Consider the following 15514-nt stretch of genomic DNA (forward strand, 5'->3'; position numbering starts at 1 on the left):
TAGTTTACAAGGGAAGCAGTAGGAGTGCCTATTTTATGCCCATGGAAGCCCAGGACATCGAACACCTGATCCGCGCGTCGTTCCCCGAGGCCCAGATCACCATCACCGACCTTGCCGGTGACGGGAACCACTGGGCCGCCGAGGTGATCGACGAATCCTTCCGCGGCAAGAACCGTGTGCAACAGCAACGTGCCGTCTATGCCGCCCTGAAGGGCGCGATGGACGGCCCGAATGGCGCTCTGCATGCGCTGGCGCTGACGACCAAAGCGCCGGACTAATCGCATCCCTTGCGCCATCACGGGTTTATGGATGGCGCGGGACACGGGTTTTATGGCATTCTACCGGCAATCTTAGACTGGACCGCCCGCCCCATGGGCGCCATGCCAGAACCTTGGCAAAACTCAGACATGGCCTGCCCCTCCGCAGCGCCCCAGAAAGGACCTTCGCCATGAGCGCGCAAGACCAGATCCAGAAAGACGTCACCGAAAACGACGTGGTGCTTTTCATGAAAGGCACCAAGGAAATGCCCCAATGCGGTTTCTCCAGCCGTGTCGCTGGCGTGCTGAACTTCATGGGGGTGAGCTATAAGGACATCAACGTCCTCGCTGATGCCGAGATCCGTCAAGGCATCAAGGACTTCTCCGACTGGCCGACCATCCCGCAGCTTTACGTCAAAGGCGAATTTGTCGGCGGCTGCGATATCGTGACCGAAATGACCCTCTCGGGCGAGCTGGACCAGCTCTTCGCCGATAAAGGCATAGCCTATAACAAGGACGCAGCAGACCAGATCCGCGCTGCAAACGCCTGATCCAGCAGCAAAATCATAAGAGAGCCCTGCCTGTCCCGCGGGGCTTTTTCGTGTCAGGCGGGATCCAGAAACGGGGTCTCGCGCCAAATCGCCAGGAGCTCTGCGCAGGTGACAACAGGTATCCCTTGCAGGGCCAATGCCTTCATCTCCAAAAGCAGAAGCGCTGCCAGCTTGTAGCCATGGCGCGCTGCATCCATCGAGGGGCTACTCGGGACAAAACTCTGCTCGATTTCGGTGGCGGCACGAGTCAGGGCGATCGCGATATCGGTCGGGTCCGCTTCTGGGCCCAGCTGCGCGAGTTCGGGCACCAGCCCGACCCATCCGGCTTCACGGGTCAGCAACGCATCCAGAGCATAGGCCAGAAGCCTGTCGGGCATCTGTTCTGCGACACTTTCTGTTCCCAATGCCGAATCGTCTTTCATCTACCCGCCATACCGTTAACGGCACCATCATATCAGATTATGTCCGCAACGTCGCAGAAAGAAAGTTCTGGACTTTGTGATCGTTCGAGCCAGTTGGTATTGTTTATTTGAAAACCCTTTTCTGCTATTCAACTGGGACCACAGCCCCATATGAGCAGAAAAATGCCCTATATTCCCCAAGCCCGTGAACTCGCGCTCGGCCTGTTCACCGCCATTTTCGCCATGATCATCTTTCAGGCCGCACGCGGCGCCGGCCAGTTGACGCCGCCGGAACTGGTGCTGCTGTCCACCGCGGCCGCCTGTGCCCTGCGTGGTTTTATCGCCAATTTGCGCGAGACCGTGGCCGCCCCGCTGCGTGCGGATTGCTGGCGCACCACGTTCATCTGCGCGGCGCTGACGACCAAGCTGGTCTGGGCCGAGGCCTTGACGCGCCATACCGATGGCGCGGTCACGGCGGCAAGCCTCGCGGCCATCCTGCTCGGCCTGACCCATAACCTGATCTGCCAGTCACGCGGCGCCATGCGCGGCAACTGAGACCGGAAGGGCGGGTTATTTCCCGCCCAGACGCCGCCTCAGCCGCGTCCAGAGCCCTTCGGCACGATCCTCGACACCATCCCAGGCCTCCTCCATATCCTCCAGCACCGGATCGATTGAACGGCGGCGGAACTGCTTCCACAACGCGCGCAGGAACAGGATCACGACCACGAGGAAAACCAGGATGATGATGTTCGCCCACGGGATGATCGTTGCATCCGGCCCCGAGACGACCTTGATTGCGACCGCATTCGGGTAGATCGAGATCCATTCATTCCGCCAGCCGTAATGGGTGATCGACACCCAGACCGGATCGGCCTTGGTCGAGATCAGATCCTGTGCCACCGCCTGCAGGTTCGAGCTGTCAAACTTGAAATAGGGCGGCCAGCGCCAGCCGGTATCCTCGTTACGATAGACCATCGGCCTGCCATTCGGGCGCTGGGTTTGGATGAAGAACACATCGCGGCTGCCTGCGGCCAGCGCGGTCTGGCTGGGTGACGCCCAGAAGATCGAGTGCTCGCCATAATCGATACGGCGGTTCTCGGTGCCGACGATGCGGACGATATCGTGCTGCGGCAGGGTGTAGTGGAAGAAGGCGAAACCCAGCAGCGCCAGCACTGCGAAAAAGCCCCATTTGAAATACCGCATCACAGCCTCATGTGTCGTTCATCAGATAGACGATAGAGATGACCACGCGCACCGGCAGAATAGAGACCAGCACCAGCAATCACTTGGGTAAACTGCGCCCCCCCCCCTCAGGACGCGCGCGAACCGCGCCACAGCTTGAGGGCCCGCAGGACCAGCCCCGACAGGAGCACGGGGATCAGCGCGACCACATAGGCACCCGCAAAGGTCTGCGCTGCGCTATGGTTGTTCTTGCACATATAGGTAGGGTCGGCCAGATGCAGCGGAAAGCCCGCGCCACACAGGGTCCCTGCCCCGTAGAAGACCGGCACCAGCGTAGCCAGCGGCACCAGCATCAAAAGCGTGGCAAAGGGACGTTTGGACAGCCAGCCGCCCATCGCGATGCACAGGATCAGGCCGAAAATCAGAAAGAAATTCATCAGGTCATTCCTCGGGTTACACGGCGATATTGTCGATCATGCGCACCTGACCAAGCGACAGAGCCACCAGCAGCCGCCCGTTCTCGGCAAATGCCTCAAGCGGCGCAAGGCTCTCGCCCGACCGGAAATCAAGATAATCTACCGCACCGAAACCTTTCGCGGCGAGTTCGGCGCGCGCTTCGGCGAGCGCGCTTTCCACGGCTTGTCCCGCGCGTAGTTTGGCAGCAACCTCCTGCAATATCCGGTGCAACTCTGGGGCAAGCGCGCGTTCCTCGGCGCTCAGGCGGACATTGCGCGAGGACATCGCGAGCCCGTCCTCCTCGCGGATGGTCGGACAGCCCACAACGGTGATTGGCAGATTGAGATCGCGCACCATGCGTTTGACCACCTGCAATTGTTGCCAGTCCTTCTCGCCGAAGAAGGCAGACCCTGCCTGTGTCATTCCGAACAGCTTGGCCACCACCGTGGCCATTCCGTCGAAATGGCCCGGACGATGCTCGCCCTCCATCGGAGCGGTCACACCGCTGACAGAAACGGTCGTGGCAAACCCGTCCGGATAGACCTCGGTCACATCAGGCGCAAAGAGCACATCGACCCCTGCCGCCTCCAGAAGCGCCAGATCGCGCTCCTCATGGCGGGGATATTTTGCCAGATCGTCGGTATTGTTGAACTGCATCGGGTTCACGAAAATCGTCACGATCACACGGTCCGACTGCGCCCGTGCGGTTTTCACAAGGCTCAGATGGCCATCATGCAGCGCACCCATGGTAGGCACCACGCCAACCAGCATCCCCGAGCGCTTCCACGCGGCCACTTTCTCCTGTAATTCCGTGGAGTTACGGATGACCAGCGTCATTTCTTCACCTCATCGGCAAACATATGTTCGGGTGCGGGAAACTGGCGCGCGCGCACCTCTGCCGCATAGGCAGCCACGGCTTGGCCCGCATCATCGCCCAGTTGCGCATAGCGTTTGACGAATTTCGGCTTGAACGCGGTGAAGAGGCCCAGCATGTCATCCACCACCAGAACCTGCCCGTCGCAGTTCACGCTGGCACCGATCCCGATCGTCGGCACGGCGATTTCCCGGGTGATCCGCTCGGACAGCCCCTGCGGCACTTTTTCGAGCGTGACGGCGAAGGCCCCTGCCTCTGCAACGGCCTTCGCATCGGCCATCAGCCGCGTGCCGGCATCTCCGCGCCCCTGCACCTTGTAGCCACCAAACACATTCACCGATTGCGGCGTCAGCCCGATATGGGCCACCACCGGAACGCCGCGCGCCACGAGGAAGCCGATCGTTTCGGCCATATGCACGCCGCCTTCCAGTTTCACCGCCTGTGCGCCGGTCTCGGCAAGGATACGGGCCGCGTTGCGGAATGCCTGCGCGGGGCTTTCCTCATAGGATCCGAAGGGCATATCGACCACGACACAGGCCGCATCGGACCCGCGCATCACGGCCTGCCCATGCAGGATCATCATCTCCATGGTCACGCCCAGAGTGCTCTCGAGCCCGTGCACCACCATGCCGAGGCTATCGCCAACCAGCACCAGATCGCAATGCGGATCCATGATACGGGCCATCGGCGTGGTATAGGCAGTCAGACAAACGATAGGGCTTTTGCCCTTCATTGCAGCGATATCGCTTGGCATCTTGCGCGAGATCTTTGCAGCGGCGCTCATGGGCGATCCTCCTTTGCCCTGCGCATCCTTTGGCGCAGGTGCCAGAGCAATAGCCCCCAAGTTGCGCAATTGCAAAGAAAAGAGGACAACCCTGCCCGCGCAAACCAAAGCGCGGCAGACCATCTGGCCTACCGCGCTTCGCCTTCCCCACCCAAGGGAAATTCCTATTTGGAGGTTCAGTTGCCGGACAACGCCGCGTCGCGCTCGGCCTCGGTGGTGGTCGCAGGGTAGATCTGCGCGTCAGCTTCCTCGGCAGCCTCGGCAGCCGCAACAGGGTCCTCGCCTGCCGCCTGCGCCTTGGCGGCGGCTACCGCGCGGTCATGCGCCTCGGCATCCGAGATCGCGGGATCCTCGATCTTGCCCTCGTCCCATGCCTTGGCATCCGCCTCGATGGCGGCAGTGTTAGAGGACGATACCACATAGCCCGAATGCAGCTGCGTGACGGGGCCTTCATATTCGAGGCTCTCGGCGAGGGTGCGGACCTTCACCTTGGTGCCGATCTCGGTCTCGTCGAACATGTCCATGATGTCCTGATTGAAGAACCGGATACAGCCCGCGGAGGTCGCCTTACCGATGGAGGATGGGTCCATCGTTCCATGCAGGCGGTAATAGGTATCGCGGCCATTCTTGTAGAGATAGAGCGCGCGCGCACCGAGCGGGTTTTCCAGACCACCCTTCAGACCACCGGCCAGCGGGCCGTAAAGATCGGGGTCGGTACGGATCATGTTATTTGTGGGCGTCCAGCTGGGATAGACTTCCTTACGGCGAATCGTTGCGGTCCCGGAGAAGCCCTTGCCGGCCTTGCCGACGGCCACACCCATGCGCATCGCGCGGCCGGGTTCCTTGATGTGATAGGCAAAGCGTGCATAGGGGTCGATCACAATGGTGCCGACGGGTTCGGGACCGTTGTAATCCACCCATTGGCGCCGATTGCGATCATTGAGATATTTGGCGGAAATCGCAGGTACGGTAATGTCGGGTTCCAGCTCGTCCTTGCGGGCGCGGTAGACGGCGGGCACAGAGGCCGTCGATACGGTAGGCGTCGGGGACATGCCATCATGTGGTTGTGCCGCACAACCGGCCAAAGCAATCAAACCCGCAGCCGCGATTACCGGCAAACGAAAACGAACAAGTGTAGTCGACACGACAGCAAATCCTTTCGGAACTTCTCTATATACCCTCACTTTACCGGGCAGATCGGCAAGCGTCGGGCAGACTGAAACCAGTTTTCAAAGCTCCAGTAAGCTGACAAGGCGCGAAACCTCAAGTCGGTTCCCTGTTCCACGAGAAAAAATAAGCCAGATTGCGAATAAACGACAACAGCACCGGAAATCCGGTGCTGTTGGGGTCACGAAATAGAGAGAACGGTTTTTTATGTTCAGCCCTGCGGGTCGATCTGCCCCAGAGGCAGGAACAGGGTCTCGCCAGAGCTATCATCGACACCGTCATTATCGGTCACGATATAGGTCAGCCCCTGCGCATCCATGGCCATCCCTTCCACCTTATCAACGACAAAGCCACCCGTAGACCGCAGATCGGGGATCAGATCACGGACCTCTTCCTTGGTCACGACCGGCAGCTCCCCGCCCAAGGGTGCGGGCTGCAGCTGGTCCAGCGCAACGCGGGTGATTTTCTTGATTCTGGCGTCTTGCGCGATCTGGTTATCACGCTCGATGAAATAGGCGTAATCTCCATGCACGGTGATTTCCGAAAGGCCGACCCAGCCCTTGCCCTTGGGGTCGAGCGGGTAATGCACCGCGCCCCACTCCTCGGTCTCGGTGTTATAGGCCACCAGTTTCACCAGCCCCGCAGGGTCATCGCCCCATTCACGCTGGGTCGCCATCCAGAGCGTATTACCGACTTTCGCCACGCCTTCAAAGCCGTAGCGGGTCGCCTGCGTGGCCAGTTCCGGCGGCAGACCGATCTGTTCCTCGATCTCGCCCTTGGCATCCACATGTAGCAAACCATGCGGGACCATCTTGGCCGCGTTACCCTCGGAGGCGAGCCAGAAGCCGCCCGCCCCATCCAGCGTGATCCCTTCGAGATCGGTGAGCTGCGCCGGCGCCCCGTTAAGGGTGATATCGATTGCGCCAGTGATCTGCGCGGGCTGCTGGCGGACATCGATGGTAAAGATCCGCGGCGCGGCCCCGTAGAAGCTGTCAGCCACGGCAAAGAGCTGCCCCTGCCCGCCTGCGGCCAGCCCCGAAAGCGCACCCCAGCCGATCAGCGGGTCGGTGCCTGCGGAGGTGATCATCGGATAGGCGGCGGGCTTGTCACTGCGCTCGTAGATCATCACATGGGCGGGGGCGTTACCATCCTCGCGCGCATCGGTCTCGTTGGCCGAGACCAGCAGATTGCGCTGCGGGATCGAGACATAGCCCTCCGGCCCGATCCCCGAGGGCAGCATCTGCAACAGCTCGGGCGCTGCGGGATCGGTCACGTCATAGACCCCCACAACCGAGCCCCGCTCGGACCCGATGAACAGAAGCGGCGTGCCGCCATAGATGTTGAATTCGACCGATTCAGGCTCGACGCCCTTCTTGCCCGCGCGTTTATCGGGGAAATGGCCGATGGCGGCGACAGCGCGCTCGAAGCTGTTGCCGCTGTCATAGACGATGGTGCCATCTTTCCTGAAAATTGTGAAGCCGCGCGAGCCACCCTTCCAGTCGCCCTCGTTGGCGGTCGCGAAATGGTCGTCGTCGATCCATTTCACGGCATCGGGCTCCCGTGGGATATCGCTCAGCGTGCCGGTAAACTCCAGTTTTCCGTCTTTCTTGGTATCGACGCCATCGAGCGAGACCTTGCCCGCCGAGAAATGGCTGGCCACCTTGCCATCCGCGCCGATCACGACGAGATGGTTGTTTTCCTGTAGCGTGACCACGATCTCGCCCGCTCTGTTCACATCGACGAATTCCGGTTCGGGATCGGTGCCGCCCACCTCCGCCAGACCGGTCAGGTCGATCTTCTGCAGGGCGTCGCAGGCCAGAGTGCCACCCCGCACGGGGATCTTCACCACGAAACCGGCGGGCATCTGCGGCAGACCGCCATCGCCCAATTCCTCGTCGCGTTCGTTCTCGATCGCCACGGTGACAAAGCTGCCATCCTTGGCCACCGCCACCGAATCCGGCTGGCCGCCCAGATCGCAGGTCGCAAGCTGCGTGCCTTGCGCCATGTCGATCACATGCATCTCGCCCGAGGGGCTGGTATAGCTCTCGGACGTATTCACACCCACAAATGCCGTCTGGCCGACGACTGCGACCGAGGTGGGTTCGCCCTCCATCGCGATCGTGCCTTTGGGCGCGGGATTGGCAGGGTCGGTAATATCGATCAGCCCGATCACGCCTAGCGGGCTGTCGGTATAGACGAGCGTATTGCCATCGGCACTCGCCGCGATGATCTCGGCAGAGGTCTCCTCATCGGCATTGTCGGCATTCGACATGACCGGAAAGGCGGCGATACGGTTGAAATTCATTTCGGCCAAGGCAGGCAGAGCGGTGGTCAGTGCCAGAACAGCACCCAGCGATAGTCGCAGCATGGAAATCTCCCCAGATATTTCCCCCTGCTTTCCAACGGAAAGGTAACGCCCGCGCGACCCGAGCGTGACGTTTCCGTGAAGCCATCCGCTCAGCCGGAATAAACCTTACCTAAAACAATCTGGCAGATACTGGGCGACAATCCGCAAACCGAGCATGCCATGGCCATTTTCGACCTCAACTTTTTTGACCTCAGTTATGCGTCCACCACTGCGGCGACCTTTGCGGATAATGGTGGCTATCAGTTCAATCTGGGCGTTGACACGATTACCCTCTCTCCGTCATCGACCAGCTCGCTTGTGCAGGTCGATGATGTCGACAACACGACCTTCGACGATGATAACACCACTCAGACTCTCGCCAATGACTACACTCTGAACGGCATATTCTACGCCGCTGGCACCGAGATCGAATCCGAATATGAAGTGACGGTGCAGGACAGTTTCGGCAATAACTATGTGCTGCAATTCGTCTCGCTCAACAATGATGCGTGGAACATCCAGGGCTTCATCATTCAGGGGACGCCGCCCCCCTATGGCGAGGCGCTGACGGTCGTCGGGCGACAGGACATGACCTATGGCAGCTATGCCTACTCCACCTCCACGCCCTCCTGTTTCGGGCCCAAAACACGCATCCTGATGGCCGATGGGCGCGAACGGCCGGCCGAGGCGCTCAGATCCGGCGACAGGCTACGGCTGGCCGATGGATCGGTGGCGCCTGTGATCATGGTCCTGCGCGCGCGCGTTCCGCTGGAAGCGGGCGGTAACAAGCGCCCGATCCGCATTCAGGCAAACGCGCTCGGAGAGGGGCTCCCCCGACAGGCGCTGATCCTTTCGGCCCAGCACCGTATCTATCTCACCGACGCCGATGCGCTCGCTCCGGCGGTCGCGTTTCTGCCGCGCCCCAAGGTCGGCCGGATCGCCCCGCTGTCAGAGCCCTATGTCCATATCGTGCTGCGGTGCCATTCCCTGATCGTCGCGAATGGCCTGCCCTGCGAGAGCTTCTGGCCCGGCCCGGTCGCGCTCTCGCTTTTGCCGGGGTTGGTTGCGCGGCGCATCAAGCGGATCATGGGGCAAGCCCCCACGCCCGCGAAGCCTTTGCTGCGGATGCGCAATGCGCAAGGGATGGTCCTGCAGGCGCTGGCGCGGGAACTCTCGATCACGCTGCCCCGTCTCTAGGAGGCCATATAAAAAAACCGCCACAGAAGATGTGGCGGTTTTCATATCCCGAAAAGGCAGCGCGGAATTAACGGCGCTCGTCCTCATCCTCATCATCCTCGCCATGCGGCAGGTTGAAGAAGCTGTCGGCGTCCGAATAATCGGCGGGCGATTTATCGTCTTCGGTCTCGTCCGATTTCGACAGCGAGAAGTTCTCGAGGCCCGCGATCGACGAGGGCAGACGCGGCTCGTCCGACATCTCGAGCGATTGCTCGGTCGACACCAGCTTGCGGCGCTCGTCATCGGTCATGACGCCCATCGCAGCGGCCTTCTTCGCGGCCTTCTGCACTTCCATATCCAGCTCGGTCTGGCGGCAAAGCCCCAGCGCGACCGGATCGATGGCGGTCATGTTCTGGATGTTCCAGTGCGTGCGCTCGCGGATCGAGGCAATCGTCGGCTTGGTGGTTCCCACGAGACGCGCGATCTGGGCATCCGCCAGCTCGGGGTGGAATTTCACCAGCCACAGGATCGCGTTCGGACGGTCCTGACGCTTGGATAGCGGCGTGTAGCGCGGGCCACGGCGCTTGTCCTCGCCAACGGCCGCCTTGTTGAATTTCAGCTTCAGCTTGTAGAGCGCGTCTTTCTCGCCCTTCTCGATCTCGCTGGCATCCAGCTGGCCATGCGCCACCGGGTCCTGACCCTTCACGCCTACCGCCACATCACCATCGGCGATGCCCTGGATCTCCAGCTCGTGCATACCGGTGAAGTCACCGATCTGCTTGAAGCTCAGCGTGGTATTGTCCACGAGCCACACGGCGGTCGCTCTTGCCATCAGGGGCTTGTTGGTCATCTCAGCCATCCTTTACAAATCTCTCCCGTGCCGAGAAACCGGCTGCGGGCGGGGATTCCCTGCGCCGCGATCCATTTCTGGTGGGGAATTGGAGCCGTATATACTCAAATCCACAGCTCGGGAAAAGAGAAAATGACGAAACTTCGCGCATTCCTGATGATCATGGCCCTGTCGGGGCTGGCTCTGCCCGCACGGGCCGAGGGCGAGAAGGCGGGGCAATTCGATTATTATGTGCTCGCGCTCAGCTGGTCCCCTACATGGTGTGCGCTGACCGGCGATGCCCGCAACTCGCCCCAATGCGACACGGCCCGCAACGGAGCGCATGATTTCGTCCTGCACGGGCTCTGGCCGCAAAACGAACAGGGCTGGCCCAGCTATTGCACCACACCCGCCCGCGATCCGTCCAAGCGCCAGACAGCCGCGATGGCCGATATCATGGGCACAACAGGGGCCGCATGGTATCAGTGGAAAAAGCACGGGCGCTGTTCGGGGCTCGGGGCGCAGGCCTATCTGGATCTGGCACGCCGCGCCTATGACGGCGTGGAAATCCCCGATGTGTTCGAAAAGCTTACCAAGGATGTCACCCTGCCCGCCCATGTGGTGGAGGAGGCCTTCCTCGAAGCCAATCCCGCGCTCACCGCGAATGGCGTGACGGTGACCTGTCAGGCAAACCGCATTCAGGAGGTCCGCATCTGTCTGGATAAGGATCTCTCGCCGCGCAGCTGCGGTGCCGATGTAATCCGCGATTGCACCCTGACGGATGCGCAGATGGACGGGATCCGCTGAGCCCGAGACACCAAAAAACCCCCAAGGAAACCGAGGGGGTTCAAGGTGCGGGCAAACCCGCCAGCTTTCTCAACACGTCGAAACTCAGAGAGCCCCTTCACGCTGTGCTTTTTTACGCGCCAGTTTACGGGCACGGCGAACGGCTTCCGCCTTCTCGCGCGCTTTCTTCACGGACGGCTTCTCGAAATGTTGCCGAAGCTTCATTTCACGGAAAACGCCTTCACGTTGAAGTTTCTTCTTCAGGGCACGAAGCGCCTGATCGACGTTGTTATCGCGAACGCTGACCTGCATGGTGTCACCACCTTCCTAAGTTAGAGTTGCATCGGTTTGCAGGAGCGCTTCATATAGCTATAAACCTTCCATTTGTCTACCACCTGAAAGGGGGCCCGAAAGGGAAAGGCCATGAAAAACGATCATCTCGACGTCGATCGCGCCAAGGCAGAGCTGCTGGAGGCCATCCTGCCGCATGTTCCCTTCGATGGTTGGGCCAAACCCGCCTTCGATATGGCGGTAAGTGATTCGGGTATAGATGCGGGTGTGGCGAAGCTGATCTGCCCGCGCGGCGCGATGGATCTGGCGGTGGAATATCATCGCCAAGGCGATCGCGCGATGGTGAAGGCGCTGGAGGAGGCCGACCTTGGCGAGATGAAATTCCGCGAGAAGGTTGCTTTTGCGCTGCGGGCAAGGCTGGAGGCAGTTGACCCCGAACTGGTGCGCCGCGGGGCGGCGCTTTTTGCACTGCCGCAAAATGCCGCCACCGGCACCAAACTCGTCTGGAATACCTGCGATCTGATCTGGACCGCCCTTGGCGACAGCTCCACGGATTATAACTGGTACACCAAGCGCATGACCCTGACCGGCGTCTACTCGGCCTCCGTGCTGTTCTGGATGGGCGATGAAAGCGAAGACCATGCCGAGACATGGGCCTTCATCGACCACCGCATTGGCGATGTCATGCAATTCGAGAAAGTGAAGGGCAGCGTCATGAAACTCCCCTTCCTCAAGACGATGCTGTCGGGCATCCGCGCGCCCAAGGGTTGCGACGACCTGCCCGGCCGCACGGAAAGGACAAACGAATGAGCCTCCCGCATGAAATGCAGGTGATGGAGATCACCCAATCCGGCGCTCCCGAGGTGCTGAAACCCGCCCATCGCGCGGTGCCCGTTCCGGGCTATGGCGAGATCCTGATCGAGGTGGCCTATGCGGGCGTCAACCGTCCCGATGCGCTGCAACGGGCCGGTCTCTACGACCCGCCGCCCGGTGCCTCCGACCTGCCCGGCCTCGAGGTCTCGGGCCGCGTGGCGGCCTGCGGACCGGGGGTCAGCGACTGGACGGTAGGAGATACGGTCTGCGCACTCGTGCCGGGTGGTGGCTATGCCGAATATGTCACCTGCCCTGCCGCCCATGCGCTGCCGGTGCCTTCAGGTCTGGACCTCCAGCTCGCGGCCTGCCTGCCCGAGACCTGTTTCACGGTCTGGTCCAATGTGGTGATGCGCGGCGGACTAAAGGGCGGCGAGCGGTTTCTGGTGCATGGCGGCTCGTCCGGTATCGGCACGACCGCGATCCAGATCGCGCGCGCCCTCGGCGCGACCGTTTATGCCACGGCAGGTTCGGAGGCCAAATGCGAGGCCTGCGCGGCATTGGGCGCCAAGGCCATCAACTACCGCGAAGAGGATTTCGTGAAGGTTCTGGCGGCGGATGGCGGTGCCGATCTGATCCTCGATATGGTGGGGGGCGACTATATCAAGCGCGATCTGAAGGCGCTTGCGATGGATGGCCGTCTGGTTTTCATCGCCTTCCTGCAAGGCCCCAAAGCCGAGATCAACTTCGCGCAGGTGATGACCCGCCGCCTGACGATCACCGGCTCAACCCTGCGCCCGCAGACAGACGCGCAAAAGGCCGCCATTGCTGCGGAGCTGCGCGAGAAGGTCTGGCCGATGGTCGAGACCGGCAAGCTGAAGGTGCTGTTGGATTCGACCTTCGAGCTGACAGAGGCGGCCAAGGCACATGCGCATATGGAAAGCTCGACCCATATCGGCAAGATTGTCCTGCGGGTAAAGTAACATGGCGCCAATTCTTTACGTCCCGCACTGCACAGCGTGCAACAGCTTGCGATCATTCTGATGCGTGCTCCGTTATTCTGGGAGTCCAAGCGCTCCCTATTGTCACTTGCTTTGTCCCCGCTCGGGTGCCTGACGGCCTATGCGACTTCTCGTCGCGTTTGTCGTGAGGGGTTGCGTTTGAATATTCCGGTTATCTGCGTTGGTAACATCAATGCGGGCGGGACGGGGAAGACGCCGACGGTTATGGCGGTTGTGCAGCTCCTTCAGGCACATGGACATGCTCCCCATATCGTATCGCGTGGTCATGGCGGGCGCCTTACCGGTCCTGTGCGGGTTGATGCGCGTGTGCATGATGCCTCGGCTGTCGGGGATGAGCCGCTTTTGTTGTCGTCCTTTGCGCCTGTCTGGGTGTCGAAGGACCGTGCGGCGGGCGGTGTTGCGGCCTGTGCTGCGGGGGCGGATGTGATTGTGCTTGATGACGGTCACCAGAACCCTGCGCTTGTGAAGGATCTGAGCATTGTGGTCGTGGATGCGGGTCGTGGTTTTGGGAACGGGCTTTGCCTTCCAGCGGGTCCTTTGCGGGAGCCTGTATCTGCGGGTCTATCGCGGGCTGATCTTGTTGTTTCGATCGGAGAGGCTGCGGCGCAAGAGCGTTTTGCGTCGCGTTGGGGCGCTTATCTTCCCTGCCCTCATTTTACTGGCCATCTGGCCCCGTTGCCGACGGGTATGGACTGGCGTGGATTGCGGTGTTTGGCGTTTGCGGGGATTGGTTATCCAGAGAAGTTTTTCGATACGCTACGAGGCTTGGGTGCGTCGGTTGTTCGGACGGAGTCACTTGGTGACCACCAGCCTTTCACGGCTGCGCTGTTGTCGCGTCTTTTGCATGATGCGCAGGCGGATGGTTTACAGCTTGTGACGACGGAGAAGGACGCTGCGCGTTTGCCTTCATCCTTGCGTGGTGAGGTGCTGACATTGCCTGTGCGTCTGGAGATTTTGCAGGCGGAGGCTCTTGATGCCCGTCTTCATTCGCTCTTCTGAGCGGATTTTCCGTTCTATTTTTGCTGTGTCAAGAATGCGCGAAGCCGCCTCTGATGAGACGGCTTTTTATTTGGTTGCGGGAGTAGGATTTGAACCTACGACCTTCAGGTTATGAGCCTGACGAGCTACCGGGCTGCTCCATCCCGCGTAAGGATGTGTCTGATTGGGGGGGTATCGTTATAGAGATGATTGACGCTCTTTATTAGGTTTGGCGGTGACCTACTCTCCCACGTCTTGAGACGCAGTACCATTGGCGTGTTGGCCCTTAACGGCCGGGTTCGGAATGGGACCGGGTGTATAGCCAGCGCTATGACCACCAAACCGAATAAAGAGCGTCCAAGTCAAGTTGTGTTCGTATGCATGATTTTGATCTGTAGGAGTGTCTGTCTACTACTGGATCAAATCAAGCCAATCGGGCAATTAGTACTGGTCAACTGAATGCATTACTGCACTTACATCTCCAGCCTATCGACGTGGTGGTCTTCCACGGCCCTCAAGGGATACCTAGTTTTGAAGGGGGCTTCCCGCTTAGATGCTTTCAGCGGTTATCCTGTCCGGACATAGCTACCCAGCACTACCGTTGGCACGATAACTGGTCCACCAGTGGTCCGTTCACCCCGGTCCTCTCGTACTAGGGGCAACTCTTCTCAAGTATCCTACACCCACGGCAGATAGGGACCGAACTGTCTCACGACGTTCTAAACCCAGCTCACGTACCTCTTTAAACGGCGAACAGCCGTACCCTTGGGACCTGCTCCAGCCCCAGGATGAGATGAGCCGACATCGAGGTGCCAAACGGTGCCGTCGATATGGACTCTTGGGCACCATCAGCCTGTTATCCCCAGAGTACCTTTTATCCGTTGAGCGATGGCCCTCCCACTTGGGACCACCGGATCACTATGGCCGACTTTCGTCTCTGCTCGACTTGTCAGTCTCGCAGTCAGGCAGGCTTTTGCCATTGCACTCAACGACCGATTTCCGACCGGTCTGAGCCCACCTTCGCGCGCCTCCGTTACTCTTTGGGAGGCGACCGCCCCAGTCAAACTACCCGCCACACAGGGTCCCGGATCCGGATAACGGACCGCGGTTAGACATCAAGAGTGCGAAGGGTGGTATCTCAAGGATGCCTCCACCGGAACTAGCGTTCCGGCTTCAAAGGCTACCACCTATCCTGCACATCACAATCCTGATGCCAGTGTGAAGCTGTAGTAAAGGTTCATGGGGTCTTTCCGTCTAACCGCGGGTAGTGTGCATCTTGACACACAGTTCAATTTCGCTGAGTCCACGTTTGAGACAGCGGGGAGATCGTTACGCCATTCGTGCAGGTCGGAACTTACCCGACAAGGAATTTCGCTACCTTAGGACCGTTATAGTTACGGCCGCCGTTTACCGGGGCTTCAATTCAGAGCTTGCACCCCTCCTTTTAACCTTCCGGCACCGGGCAGGCGTCAGACTGTATACGTCGCCTTACGGCTTCGCACAGCCCTGTGTTTTAAGTAAACAGTCGCCACCCCCTAGTTTGTGCCCCCCACCTATAGTTGCCTACAGATGGGGCCTCCTTCTCGCGAACTTACGGAGGCAT

General features: G+C 60.3%; 17 protein-coding genes, 1 tRNA gene and 2 rRNA genes (1 of these 20 cut by a window edge). 8 read left to right on the plus strand and 12 right to left on the minus strand.

All coding sequences use genetic code 11. From position 1 onward, the window contains the following. Positions 1-35 precede the first annotated feature (35 nt). Together ABEB22_RS04370 and grxD are read left to right on the plus strand one after the other, a co-directional pair. Positions 36-278, plus strand: a complete 243-nt coding sequence (locus ABEB22_RS04370; protein WP_339114078.1) for a BolA/IbaG family iron-sulfur metabolism protein — start codon at positions 36-38, stop codon at positions 276-278. 170 nt (positions 279-448) lie between these two features. Further along, on the plus strand, positions 449-808 hold the full coding sequence (grxD, locus tag ABEB22_RS04375) for a Grx4 family monothiol glutaredoxin (RefSeq protein ID WP_339114077.1): 360 nt from the start codon (positions 449-451) through the stop codon (positions 806-808). Between the two features lie 53 nt (positions 809-861). Here grxD and ABEB22_RS04380 read toward each other — a convergent pair whose 3' ends face one another. Further along, a complete protein-coding gene (locus ABEB22_RS04380; protein WP_339114076.1) occupies positions 862-1230 on the minus strand; it encodes a hypothetical protein in 369 nt (122 codons plus the stop codon). Between the two features lie 162 nt (positions 1231-1392). On the opposite strand from ABEB22_RS04380, the gene ABEB22_RS04385 reads away from it, so the two are divergent. Then, positions 1393-1764 (plus strand): hypothetical protein, encoded by a 372-nt coding sequence (locus tag ABEB22_RS04385; RefSeq protein WP_406870914.1) that lies wholly within the window; start codon positions 1393-1395, stop codon positions 1762-1764. 15 nt (positions 1765-1779) lie between these two features. On the opposite strand, the gene ABEB22_RS04390 is transcribed toward ABEB22_RS04385, so the two are convergent. From ABEB22_RS04390 to ABEB22_RS04415, 6 genes are all read right to left on the minus strand, one after another. Further along, positions 1780-2412: a DUF1523 family protein gene (locus tag ABEB22_RS04390; protein WP_406870915.1), complete on the minus strand. Its 633-nt coding sequence runs from the start codon at positions 2410-2412 to the stop codon at positions 1780-1782. A gap of 107 nt (positions 2413-2519) precedes the next feature. Next, positions 2520-2828, minus strand: a complete 309-nt coding sequence (locus ABEB22_RS04395) for a hypothetical protein (protein WP_339114073.1) — start codon at positions 2826-2828, stop codon at positions 2520-2522. 16 nt (positions 2829-2844) lie between these two features. Next, positions 2845-3684 (minus strand): pantoate--beta-alanine ligase, encoded by an 840-nt coding sequence (panC, locus tag ABEB22_RS04400; protein WP_406870916.1) that lies wholly within the window; start codon positions 3682-3684, stop codon positions 2845-2847. Beyond that, a complete protein-coding gene (panB, locus tag ABEB22_RS04405) occupies positions 3681-4505 on the minus strand; it encodes a 3-methyl-2-oxobutanoate hydroxymethyltransferase (RefSeq protein ID WP_339114071.1) in 825 nt (274 codons plus the stop codon). Before panB ends, panC begins: the two co-directional genes overlap by 4 nt. 176 nt (positions 4506-4681) lie before the next feature. Continuing rightward, entirely contained in the window at positions 4682-5557 is an 876-nt protein-coding gene (locus ABEB22_RS04410) for a L,D-transpeptidase (RefSeq protein WP_339114070.1), read from the minus strand. Between the two features lie 326 nt (positions 5558-5883). Further along, positions 5884-8046, minus strand: coding sequence for an esterase-like activity of phytase family protein (locus tag ABEB22_RS04415; RefSeq protein ID WP_406871120.1), 2163 nt, complete (start codon positions 8044-8046; stop codon positions 5884-5886). 153 nt (positions 8047-8199) lie between these two features. Between ABEB22_RS04415 and ABEB22_RS04420 the strand changes: the two genes are divergently transcribed. After that, entirely contained in the window at positions 8200-9216 is a 1017-nt protein-coding gene (locus tag ABEB22_RS04420) for a Hint domain-containing protein (protein ID WP_406870917.1), read from the plus strand. A 67-nt stretch (positions 9217-9283) separates the two neighbouring features. On the opposite strand, the gene ABEB22_RS04425 is transcribed toward ABEB22_RS04420, so the two are convergent. Further along, complete coding sequence (locus ABEB22_RS04425; RefSeq protein WP_406870918.1) at positions 9284-10045, minus strand: DUF1013 domain-containing protein; 762 nt, start codon at positions 10043-10045, stop codon at positions 9284-9286. A gap of 132 nt (positions 10046-10177) precedes the next feature. On the opposite strand from ABEB22_RS04425, the gene ABEB22_RS04430 reads away from it, so the two are divergent. Next, positions 10178-10831 carry a ribonuclease T2 gene (locus tag ABEB22_RS04430; RefSeq protein WP_339114066.1) on the plus strand — a complete coding sequence of 218 codons (654 nt, stop codon included), beginning with the start codon at positions 10178-10180 and terminating at the stop codon, positions 10829-10831. Between the two features lie 84 nt (positions 10832-10915). On the opposite strand, the gene rpsU is transcribed toward ABEB22_RS04430, so the two are convergent. Beyond that, on the minus strand, positions 10916-11122 hold the full coding sequence (gene rpsU, locus ABEB22_RS04435) for a 30S ribosomal protein S21 (protein WP_083217574.1): 207 nt from the start codon (positions 11120-11122) through the stop codon (positions 10916-10918). A 111-nt stretch (positions 11123-11233) separates the two neighbouring features. Here rpsU and ABEB22_RS04440 point away from each other — a divergent pair, with 111 nt between their 5' ends. The 3 genes from ABEB22_RS04440 to lpxK are packed head-to-tail and all read left to right on the plus strand — an operon-like array spanning position 11234 to position 13932. Beyond that, complete coding sequence (locus tag ABEB22_RS04440; RefSeq protein ID WP_406870919.1) at positions 11234-11911, plus strand: COQ9 family protein; 678 nt, start codon at positions 11234-11236, stop codon at positions 11909-11911. Further along, a complete protein-coding gene (locus ABEB22_RS04445) occupies positions 11908-12894 on the plus strand; it encodes an NAD(P)H-quinone oxidoreductase (protein WP_406870920.1) in 987 nt (328 codons plus the stop codon). Before ABEB22_RS04440 ends, ABEB22_RS04445 begins: the two co-directional genes overlap by 4 nt. Positions 12895-12954: 60 nt before the next feature. Beyond that, the gene (lpxK, locus tag ABEB22_RS04450; protein ID WP_406871121.1) at positions 12955-13932 is read left to right on the plus strand and encodes a tetraacyldisaccharide 4'-kinase; all 978 of its coding nucleotides are present in this window, start codon (positions 12955-12957) and stop codon (positions 13930-13932) included. Positions 13933-14003: 71 nt separating this feature from the next. On the opposite strand, the gene ABEB22_RS04455 is transcribed toward lpxK, so the two are convergent. The 3 genes from ABEB22_RS04455 to ABEB22_RS04465 form a co-directional block, all read right to left on the minus strand. Then, positions 14004-14080, minus strand: a tRNA-Met gene (locus tag ABEB22_RS04455). 58 nt (positions 14081-14138) lie between these two features. Next, positions 14139-14253, minus strand: a 5S ribosomal RNA gene (gene rrf / locus ABEB22_RS04460). A gap of 78 nt (positions 14254-14331) precedes the next feature. Next, positions 14332-15514 (minus strand): 23S ribosomal RNA (locus tag ABEB22_RS04465) (it continues 1648 nt past the right edge of the window).

This window comes from Thioclava sp. 'Guangxiensis', assembly GCF_045348365.1.
Classification (GTDB): domain Bacteria; phylum Pseudomonadota; class Alphaproteobacteria; order Rhodobacterales; family Rhodobacteraceae; genus Thioclava; species Thioclava kandeliae.

What these genes read in the sequence shown, in the direction of transcription:
- ABEB22_RS04380 (WP_339114076.1), bottom strand. Translation starts at nt 1,230, where the DNA reads ATGAAAGACGATTCGGCATTGGGAACAGAAAGTGTCGCAGAACAGATG.
- ABEB22_RS04445 (WP_406870920.1), top strand. Translation starts at nt 11,908, where the DNA reads ATGAGCCTCCCGCATGAAATGCAGGTGATGGAGATCACCCAATCCGGC.
- rpsU (WP_083217574.1), bottom strand. Translation starts at nt 11,122, where the DNA reads ATGCAGGTCAGCGTTCGCGATAACAACGTCGATCAGGCGCTTCGTGCC.
- lpxK (WP_406871121.1), top strand. Translation starts at nt 12,955, where the DNA reads ATGCGTGCTCCGTTATTCTGGGAGTCCAAGCGCTCCCTATTGTCACTT.
- grxD (WP_339114077.1), top strand. Translation starts at nt 449, where the DNA reads ATGAGCGCGCAAGACCAGATCCAGAAAGACGTCACCGAAAACGACGTG.
- ABEB22_RS04420 (WP_406870917.1), top strand. Translation starts at nt 8,200, where the DNA reads ATGGCCATTTTCGACCTCAACTTTTTTGACCTCAGTTATGCGTCCACC.
- panC (WP_406870916.1), bottom strand. Translation starts at nt 3,684, where the DNA reads ATGACGCTGGTCATCCGTAACTCCACGGAATTACAGGAGAAAGTGGCC.
- ABEB22_RS04385 (WP_406870914.1), top strand. Translation starts at nt 1,393, where the DNA reads ATGCCCTATATTCCCCAAGCCCGTGAACTCGCGCTCGGCCTGTTCACC.
- ABEB22_RS04390 (WP_406870915.1), bottom strand. Translation starts at nt 2,412, where the DNA reads ATGCGGTATTTCAAATGGGGCTTTTTCGCAGTGCTGGCGCTGCTGGGT.
- ABEB22_RS04410 (WP_339114070.1), bottom strand. Translation starts at nt 5,557, where the DNA reads ATGTCCCCGACGCCTACCGTATCGACGGCCTCTGTGCCCGCCGTCTAC.
- ABEB22_RS04440 (WP_406870919.1), top strand. Translation starts at nt 11,234, where the DNA reads ATGAAAAACGATCATCTCGACGTCGATCGCGCCAAGGCAGAGCTGCTG.
- panB (WP_339114071.1), bottom strand. Translation starts at nt 4,505, where the DNA reads ATGAGCGCCGCTGCAAAGATCTCGCGCAAGATGCCAAGCGATATCGCT.
- ABEB22_RS04395 (WP_339114073.1), bottom strand. Translation starts at nt 2,828, where the DNA reads ATGAATTTCTTTCTGATTTTCGGCCTGATCCTGTGCATCGCGATGGGC.
- ABEB22_RS04430 (WP_339114066.1), top strand. Translation starts at nt 10,178, where the DNA reads ATGACGAAACTTCGCGCATTCCTGATGATCATGGCCCTGTCGGGGCTG.
- ABEB22_RS04425 (WP_406870918.1), bottom strand. Translation starts at nt 10,045, where the DNA reads ATGACCAACAAGCCCCTGATGGCAAGAGCGACCGCCGTGTGGCTCGTG.
- ABEB22_RS04370 (WP_339114078.1), top strand. Translation starts at nt 36, where the DNA reads ATGCCCATGGAAGCCCAGGACATCGAACACCTGATCCGCGCGTCGTTC.